General features: G+C 60.3%; 10 protein-coding genes, 1 tRNA gene and 1 pseudogene. 4 read left to right on the top strand and 8 right to left on the bottom strand.

Going from position 1 to position 7,365, the window contains the following annotated elements; all coding sequences use genetic code 11:
- Positions 1-55 precede the first annotated feature (55 nt).
- Together Q427_RS34040 and Q427_RS35315 are read left to right on the top strand one after the other, a co-directional pair.
- Positions 56-403, top strand: coding sequence for a hypothetical protein (locus Q427_RS34040; protein ID WP_231613676.1), 348 nt, complete (start codon positions 56-58; stop codon positions 401-403).
- Positions 337-1,116 carry an acyl-CoA dehydrogenase family protein gene (locus Q427_RS35315; protein WP_269321237.1) on the top strand — a complete coding sequence of 260 codons (780 nt, stop codon included), beginning with the start codon at positions 337-339 and terminating at the stop codon, positions 1,114-1,116. The genes Q427_RS34040 and Q427_RS35315 overlap by 67 nt, the downstream gene beginning before the upstream one ends.
- Here Q427_RS35315 and Q427_RS12940 read toward each other — a convergent pair.
- The 6 genes and pseudogenes from Q427_RS12940 to Q427_RS35310 all read right to left on the bottom strand — a co-directional run bounded on the left by Q427_RS12940 (position 1,056) and on the right by Q427_RS35310 (position 3,950).
- A complete protein-coding gene (locus Q427_RS12940) occupies positions 1,056-1,736 on the bottom strand; it encodes an EAL domain-containing protein (RefSeq protein ID WP_051496346.1) in 681 nt (226 codons plus the stop codon). The two genes, Q427_RS35315 and Q427_RS12940, sit on opposite strands and share 61 nt — an antisense overlap.
- Before the next feature lie 26 nt (positions 1,737-1,762).
- Positions 1,763-2,290 carry a response regulator gene (locus tag Q427_RS34025; protein WP_043514484.1) on the bottom strand — a complete coding sequence of 176 codons (528 nt, stop codon included), beginning with the start codon at positions 2,288-2,290 and terminating at the stop codon, positions 1,763-1,765.
- A 74-nt stretch (positions 2,291-2,364) separates the two neighbouring features.
- Positions 2,365-2,981: pseudogene (locus Q427_RS12930) on the bottom strand (LysE family translocator).
- Positions 2,982-3,035: 54 nt separating this feature from the next.
- Positions 3,036-3,449 (bottom strand): nucleoside diphosphate kinase regulator, encoded by a 414-nt coding sequence (gene rnk / locus Q427_RS12925; RefSeq protein ID WP_043510327.1) that lies wholly within the window; start codon positions 3,447-3,449, stop codon positions 3,036-3,038.
- A gap of 138 nt (positions 3,450-3,587) precedes the next feature.
- On the bottom strand, positions 3,588-3,743 hold the full coding sequence (locus Q427_RS31320; RefSeq protein WP_155833559.1) for a hypothetical protein: 156 nt from the start codon (positions 3,741-3,743) through the stop codon (positions 3,588-3,590).
- A 75-nt stretch (positions 3,744-3,818) separates the two neighbouring features.
- Entirely contained in the window at positions 3,819-3,950 is a 132-nt protein-coding gene (locus tag Q427_RS35310; RefSeq protein ID WP_269321236.1) for a hypothetical protein, read from the bottom strand.
- Positions 3,951-4,350: 400 nt separating this feature from the next.
- On the opposite strand from Q427_RS35310, the gene Q427_RS12915 reads away from it, so the two are divergent.
- On the top strand, positions 4,351-4,668 hold the full coding sequence (locus tag Q427_RS12915) for a helix-turn-helix domain-containing protein (protein WP_043514478.1): 318 nt from the start codon (positions 4,351-4,353) through the stop codon (positions 4,666-4,668).
- Between the two features lie 663 nt (positions 4,669-5,331).
- Here the strand turns inward: Q427_RS12915 and Q427_RS30125 are convergent.
- A complete protein-coding gene (locus Q427_RS30125) occupies positions 5,332-6,027 on the bottom strand; it encodes a DUF4760 domain-containing protein (RefSeq protein ID WP_081785984.1) in 696 nt (231 codons plus the stop codon).
- Positions 6,028-6,713: 686 nt separating this feature from the next.
- Positions 6,714-6,800 (bottom strand) — tRNA-Leu (locus tag Q427_RS12910).
- Between the two features lie 138 nt (positions 6,801-6,938).
- On the opposite strand from Q427_RS12910, the gene Q427_RS12905 reads away from it, so the two are divergent.
- Positions 6,939-7,365 (top strand): S-adenosylmethionine:tRNA ribosyltransferase-isomerase (locus tag Q427_RS12905; protein ID WP_043514475.1); only part of this gene is annotated, 427 nt, incomplete at its 3' end.

The following is a 7,365-nucleotide window of genomic DNA, read 5'->3' as shown; positions in this document are numbered from 1 at the left end:
GAAAAGCGTGGCCTGACCTTCGGCATGGCCATGACCGAGAAGCAGGGCGGCAGCGATGTGCGCAGCAACTCCACCCGCGCCGAACCCGACGGCGAGGGCTGGCGCCTTACCGGCCACAAGTGTTCTGCAGCGCCCCCATGTCCGACGCTTCCTCACCCTGGCCCAGACCGACGACGGCCTCTCCTGCTTCCTGGTGCCGCGTTTCACGCCAGGCGGCGAACGCAATGCCATCGAGCTGCAGCGGCTCAAGGAGAAGTGCGGGAATCGCGCCAATGCCTCCGCCGAGATCGAGTATCGAGCGCCTGGGCCGTGCCGGTGGGGGAACCAGGACGCGGCGTGGCCACCATCATTGGCATGGTGCAGCAGACCCGACTGGATGCCGCCACTGCGCCGGTGGGCATGATGCGCCAGGCCCTGGCGGAAGCCTGGCATCATACGCGCCAGCGACACGCCTTCGGCAAGGCGCTGGCCGAGCAGCCGCTGATGCGCAGCGTCCTCGCCGACCTGGCGCTGGAGGTGGAAGCCGGCATCGCATTCGCCATGCGCGCCGCTCGTGCCTTCGACGGGGCCGCCCAGGGTGACGAGCATGAAACCGCCCTGTCCCGGGTGCTGCCGTCGCTGGCGAAATACTGGCACAACAAGCGCGGCCCCGGGTTCATGGCCGAAGCCATGGAGTGCCTGGGGGGCATCGGTTACGTGGAAGAGACACCGCTGGCGCGACTCTACCGGGAGGCGCCGGTGAACTCGATCTGGGAGGGGTCTGGCAACGTCATGTGCCTGGACCTGCTGCGGGTTCTGGCCCGGCATCCCGAGTCGATCGCCGCCTGCGGGACGAGCTGGCCGCGGCACGGGGGCAGCAGCCGGACTTCGACCTGGCATTGGCCGGCCTGGAGCGCGACCTGKCGAGGCCCGGCCGACGGCTGGAGGCCAGGGCACGCTGGCTGTCCCAGCGCCTGGCACAGTGCCTGCAGGCATCCCTTCTACTGCTCCACGCCCCCCCACGAGGTGGCCGACACCTTCTGTCGCTCACGGCTCGGCGTGGAAGCCAGCCCGGCCTACGGCGTGTTGCCGGCCGACGCCCCGCTGGCAGCGATCCTGGCCCGGATCGGCGACTGATCCGAGGCCAGCGCGGGGATCATCTCCGCCGGCACCGGCCGCGACAGGCCAAAACCCTGGACGTGGGTGCAGCCGAAGCGGGCCAGGGTCGGCAGGCAGTCGAGCTCCTCGACCCCTTCGGCCACCACGCGAATACCCAGGCGACGCCCCAGCAGGGCAACCGCCTCGACGATGGCCGCATCCTGGGTGTCCTGCTGCAGGTGACGCACGAAGCTGCGGTCGATCTTGAGCTCGCTGATCGGCAGCATCTGCAGCCGCGACAGCGACGAGAAGCCCACACCGAAGTCATCCACCGAGACCTCCATCCCGTTGAGATGCAGCCGGGCGGCGATTTCCGAGCCCAGCAGCTCGTCATCCATGGCCGCCGTCTCGGTGATCTCGAGTACCACGAGGGGCGGCTCGCCCGGCTGGCGGTGGCGCGTCAGCGAGAGCAGCTGGGACTCCATCAGGTCATCGGCGGTGACGTTGACCGACAGCGACAGCACCACGCCCATGCTTGCCCACTGCTCGGCATCGGAGAGCGCCTGCTCGAGCACGTGGCAAGTCAACCGACGGCTCTGGCCGGCGGTCAGCATGGGCAGGAAGCTGGCCGGCCCGATCAGGCCGATTTCCGGATGCATCCAGCGCACCAGCGCCTCGACGCCGCTCAGCCGACCCGTGGCAAGCTCGAACTGTGCTGGTAGTGAAGGGTCAGTTCGTGCCGCTCCAGGGCCCGATCGAGCTCGGCGGCGGAAAAGAAGGGGTCGTCCTCGGGGGCGATGGTCGGCTTGCGTCCCAGATGCAGCCGGTCCAGCCGCTGACGCAGCTCGGCCATCCGCATCGGCTTGTCCAGCGAGCCGAGCATCTGCAGGCCCAGGATATGCCCCACCCGCTCGGCGATGCGCGAGATCTTGCGCTCGACGCCGCCCAGCAGCAGCACCCAGCCGCCGAAGCGCCGTTCGGCTAGCAGACGCAGCAGGGCTATGCCGTCCGGGTCGCCGAACTCCAGCCCCATGATGACCAGTTGAGGATCACATTCGTCGATCTCTTCCAATAGCAGATCGACCCGACGGTAGCAGCGGCTCTCCATGCCCAGCACATGCAGCTGGAGCGACAGGACTGCCACCACATCGGGATCCTCGTCCAGGACCACGGCCAGGGCGCGGTCATCCTCTTCTATCGACAAAACGTCCATGGGGGCTTCCGCTTTCGAATAGCCTTGAGGCTATCATTATCCCCGAGGCGAGGCCGTGCCGGCTGTCAACGCTGTCAGCCGAGAGGGCCAACCACCACCCTCAGGCAAGGGCCAGCAACATGACACCGGTGATGCGATGAATCCAGTGGGCGCGGCTCTGGAGCCAGGGAAGCACCCGGGAGTGCGACAGCGACACCGCCACCAGCACATACCAGCCACCGTCGATGAGCATGGCAGTGAGCACGATGATTGCCTTGGCCGCCAGGCTCATGTCCGGGGTGACGAACTGGCTGAGCAGGGCAATGAAGAACAGGATCAACTTGGGGTTGCCCAGCGCCACCAGCATGCCTTCCCGCGCCGCCTGGCTGCGGGTCGTGGCCATGCCTGTCGCCTCCAGGGCGCCGGCCCTGCCGGCACGCAGTGCCTTGATGCCGAGCCAGGCCAGGTAGGCCGCCCCCGCCCAGGTGATGGCCTGGAACAGTGCCGGGAAACGCACGATCAACGCCCCCAGGCCCCAGACGGTCAGCAGGGCATAGAAGCCCACCCCCAGGGCATGAAAAAGCGCTGCCACCACCCCGGGGGCGCGACCTCCACCCAGGGTGTGGCGCAGCACCAGCGCCAGGCTGGGCCCAGGCGACATGGCCCCCATGGCGCAGACCGCCACCAGCGACATCCATAGCGAAAACGGCATCCTGATCCTCTCTTCGATACGCCCGGCGCCGTCTTGGCAGCGCCGTCCATCCACTCAGCGGTGGAACTGCCCTTCCCGCTCAGGCTGCCACAGGATGGCATCGATGCGCAGCTTGGTCTCGCCGCCGCCGGGCAACGGCCAGTCGATGACGTCGCCGATACGCAGACCGATCAACCCTGCGCCGATGGGCGCCATGACCGAAATGCCGTCCTCGGTCTGGGCCAGGGCATGGGGGTAGACCAGGGTACGGATGATCTGCCGGTCACGGTTAAGGTCGGTGAACTGCACCTGGCTGTTCATGCTGACCACATCCTCTGGGATCTCTTCCGGGTCGACAACCTGGCCCCGCTCGAGCTCCTCCTCAAGGCAGTCGGCAACGAAACGGTCCTTGTCGTCCGCCTGGTCGATCAGGCGCTGCAGGCGGTCGGCATCCAGGCGGTTGATGAGAATGGGGGGGCGGGGGGACATGACGACCTCCTTGGGGCCGGCCAACGATAGATGAACGTGCGGCCGGCCTTACAACAAAAACAGCCCTTCGCCCGTGATCGGGAGAAGGACTGTGACGATGGCAACATGATAAGCCCGATGGCGGGCGTTGTCAGGCCCTTACTGCCGACTGCGGCGACTTGTCAGAATCACCACGACACCCAGCACGGCCAGCGTCAGTCCGACGAACAGCGCCGGGTTCTGGGTTTGAAAGCCGAACAGGGTCAAACCCACCCCCAGCACGATCAATGCCGCGGCGAACCACTTCACACCCATGACGCACTCCTTACCGTTCAGTATAGTCGCCAGCATGACGTCGATACTGAGGCACATCAAGGAAATAGCGGAAGGTCACATCACGCCGAGGACCTCCAGCGCCCTGCGGGTCACCTCGAAGGGGACGTAGAGCGCTTCCGGGCTGAGGTTGAGCACTACCATCAACAGGGCGAATGTCACCGCGCTGCCGATGAGGAAACTGACCACGTGGAAGCCGCGCCTCCCGGGCTTCTCAATCGTGCGACGGCCACCCCGATGCGGCCTGGGTGGAAAGCCCGCCTCATCGGCGAACTCATCGCCCGCGCTTTCGCGACCCCGCCGCAACCACCCCGGCGGCGGCCGCCCTCACGCCGGTCCCCCTCCTTCCAGCTCTCCTCCCGGTCCTCCATCCCCATGTGCGTCCCCTCGCCGGTATCGCTATAGCCCTACATTATCATAGCGGTGGATATGGCTCGGGGTGATGGCGAATACTTGTTGCGTCTTCACGATGCGGACGCTTGTCCCCATACCCATGCCCATATGGATATAAACTGCCGGCATGGATTCGAACGCCCTCAAGCCGCGACCGACTCAAGCTCGCCGAGCAACACGCCAAGGGGGAAACGCCATGACCATCGAAACCGGCTCCACCAATGTCTATGCCCACCTGGGCATGCCCGATGCCGAGGAAATGCTCATCAAGGCCCAACTCGCCGCCAAGATCGGCGAGATCATCAAGCACCGCCGCCTGACACAGTCCAAGGCCGCTGAGATCATGGGCATCCCCCAGCCCAAGGTATCCGCCATGCTCCGTGGCCAGTTCCGTGGCATCAGCGAAGCCAAGATGCTCGAAGCCATCGCTCGCCTCGGCCTTGAAGTGAAAATTGTGATCGGCCCATCACGCCGCCGCTCATCCCCCGGCCATGTTGAACTCGAGATGGTTTGAGCACATAATCGAAACCAAGATGTAACAAAGTGTATAATATATTAACTGAGGCTTTCGCAATGCATAGGCAGCAAGGACGATGAAAACGCTTCTCCTGGCAGCAATTCTCCTGCTCTTGCCATTTACGCTAATACCCAGTTGAACAGGTATACCAATGTGATGCGGCCACCAGGAGGGTGGCATTACAATTAGTGCGACGACTTCCCGCCTATCCCATCTACTGCGAACCAAAAAATGTCCTGGCGAGTAGCCCGCCGGGGCGCAGAACTCAACAGAAATCAGATGATAGCAAGGTTTCGACATATAGCACTAGATGTGGCACCTTTCTCCCACGTCCAGTCTTGTGCTGAACCAGTGCCTGGCTAATATTAACACCTGCTGAATAGCAGTTAATAATATGACTATATACTTTCTGCCAGCACAAGAGCCACGCAGCTCTCCAATCACACCCTGCACCAGCAGCATGACATGTGCACCTATATGGCACCATTACACTAAGGAATCAGTAGTTTACAAATTTCAACGACTGGTTGACGAAGATGACTCTCGCTTGCGAAAAGCCCCCTCTTACGCAAGGTCAGCACCATGCTGACCTCGTTTCAGGAGAGGACATCTACCCGAAACCGAAGGAACACAGCTACAGCTGACCTTACCTCACATTATTTATATATCTCTAAGAGCTGCCTTCAGAGCTTGGCTATACCGCTTGGCTTTGTAGTAACCACTAAACTTTACGCCATCCTCCCTTGCTCTTCTTAGTTTCCACCTTAGCGCCAGAGAAGAAAGATTTAGCAATATCCTATTATTCAACCTCTGCCTTTCTTCAATGTACGGGAGGCATACTTCATAAAGTCTTATCACATTCCCTGCGTGACTTTTATAAATTAGATTTTCGTCGTAAATATCATGATTCATAGCATTTGATGCTCGTTCCCACTCATTAAGAACCACTCTTATAGCATCAACTATGCTTTTTTCTTCCACACACATTTCGCTTTCTTTTTTGTTGGCAATTTCTCTTAAATCACCTTCCCGCATAACTCTTACTTTCGTCGCTATAACACCCCATGAGTCATTTATTTTCTGTGAGTCACTATAGCATCGCTCGAAATCAAGAGCATTTTTTTCCTTCGAGGTTTTTCGGGAGGTGGCGATTGTATGCCAAGCAATGATGCCAGCGACTGACGAAGAAGTAAGGATGGCGACCCATGCATTATTTCCTAGAAATGCAAAAATTGAAGACCACTCAGCTGCCTTAAGCCGGGAGGCTGTCAGTAGCATACCGAACAGAAATACAAGGGATGCCCAAAAAAAAGGATTAGGCTGGTGTAATATATATTTTTCTTTCTTTCTTTTCATTTTAAATTTTCCAATATAAATGGCGAGCTATTAGCTCGCCATTTATAAATTCATCCCTTATACACTAACGCCCTTACAAAAGACCCCAGTCTTCTTCTTGATAGCTCATAGCGTAGTCCTTTTTAAACTCTATGTGTAATGTTATAGAGAACCCTTACCGAAACTACAAATAGCTATTTCCTATAAAACCACAGCTCATTATAGCTTAAAACTAACAGAATCCTTCAGCTTGCGAGCTTACCAGAGAACGGGCTGTTGGCGCAAAGCCTGATCGCTCCCGAGAATTCTGACCCGTATTTGCGACTCCTGCCACCCTATCTTTCCAGTATAGTAGCCCCGATCCTGGATGACCATCGCTGCCCCTTTGGTCTTGGAGCCGGCCTCCCTAATACCGGTTTACAACCCGCTTGGCTACTCAGTATCCATCCCTGTCTGCTTGAGCGTCTTCCGCGCCTTCTCAATTTCGAGGGTAGGGCTCAGGATAAGACATGGTCTCTTCACCTCTTCAGTGAGGTTAGCTCGCTTTCCTTTGATATTACTAGGAATAAGAAAGTAACGATGAGCTGGAGTGTGGTGGATGGACAGCCACGAAATACCGCCGAAGATCGATGAGCCGACTGCGACCAAGCATTGAAGCGAGGGGAAAACGAAAGGGGAAAAAGCGAGGTAACGCACTGAAAGAAAAGTGGTACCGGCGGTCGGACTCGAACCGACAAGGGCTTGCACCCGGCGGATTTTGAATCCGCTGCGTCTACCAATTCCGCCACGCCGGCAGCGCGGTGCATTATACGTGGCCGTGACGGCAGGTCAATCGGGAGCCTGACGACGCGACCGATTTTCGGTATCCTTGCGGGCTTGTCCGGCTGCTCGACAGCCGCTTCTGCCGATCTTTCCTGCGGACCCGAACCTGCATGCAGCGCGCCGATTTCCATTACGAGCTTCCCGAGGAGCTGATCGCTCGCTACCCCTCCGAGCAGCGCAGCGACTGCCGCCTGCTGTGCGTGGATGGCGCCACCGGCGAGCTGGCTCACCGCCGTTTTACCGACCTGCTCGATCTGCTCGAGCCCGGCGATCTGCTTGTGTTCAACGATACCCGGGTGATTCCCGCCAGGCTGCACGGCCACAAGGCCAGCGGCGGCAAGGTGGAAATGCTGCTGGAGCGGCCGCTGGACGCCCACCGGGGCCTGGCGCACCTGCGCAGCAGCAAGTCGCCCAGGCCCGGCACCGAGCTGATCTTCGAGGGCGACATCCACGCCGTGGTGGAGGGCCGCCGCGACGCCCTGTTCGAGCTGCGCTTCTTGGGCGAGACGCCGCTGATCGCACTGCTCGAGCGCCATG

The sequence above is a fragment of the Halomonas sp. BC04 genome (assembly GCF_000568385.1).
Note: the sequence above shows the minus strand (reverse complement) of the source record. Positions and strands in the feature narration are given on the sequence as shown.

Bases quoted from the DNA above. Each gene is read 5' to 3' on its own strand.
- Q427_RS30125 (WP_081785984.1), bottom strand. From the start codon at position 6,027: ATGAAAAGAAAGAAAGAAAAATATATATTACACCAGCCTAATCCTTTT.
- Q427_RS31320 (WP_155833559.1), bottom strand. From the start codon at position 3,743: ATGGGTGTGAAGTGGTTCGCCGCGGCATTGATCGTGCTGGGGGTGGGT.
- Q427_RS12915 (WP_043514478.1), top strand. From the start codon at position 4,351: ATGACCATCGAAACCGGCTCCACCAATGTCTATGCCCACCTGGGCATG.
- rnk (WP_043510327.1), bottom strand. From the start codon at position 3,449: ATGTCCCCCCGCCCCCCCATTCTCATCAACCGCCTGGATGCCGACCGC.
- Q427_RS34040 (WP_231613676.1), top strand. From the start codon at position 56: ATGTGCGCAGCAACTCCACCCGCGCCGAACCCGACGGCGAGGGCTGGC.
- Q427_RS34025 (WP_043514484.1), bottom strand. From the start codon at position 2,290: ATGGACGTTTTGTCGATAGAAGAGGATGACCGCGCCCTGGCCGTGGTC.
- Q427_RS12940 (WP_051496346.1), bottom strand. From the start codon at position 1,736: ATGCATCCGGAAATCGGCCTGATCGGGCCGGCCAGCTTCCTGCCCATG.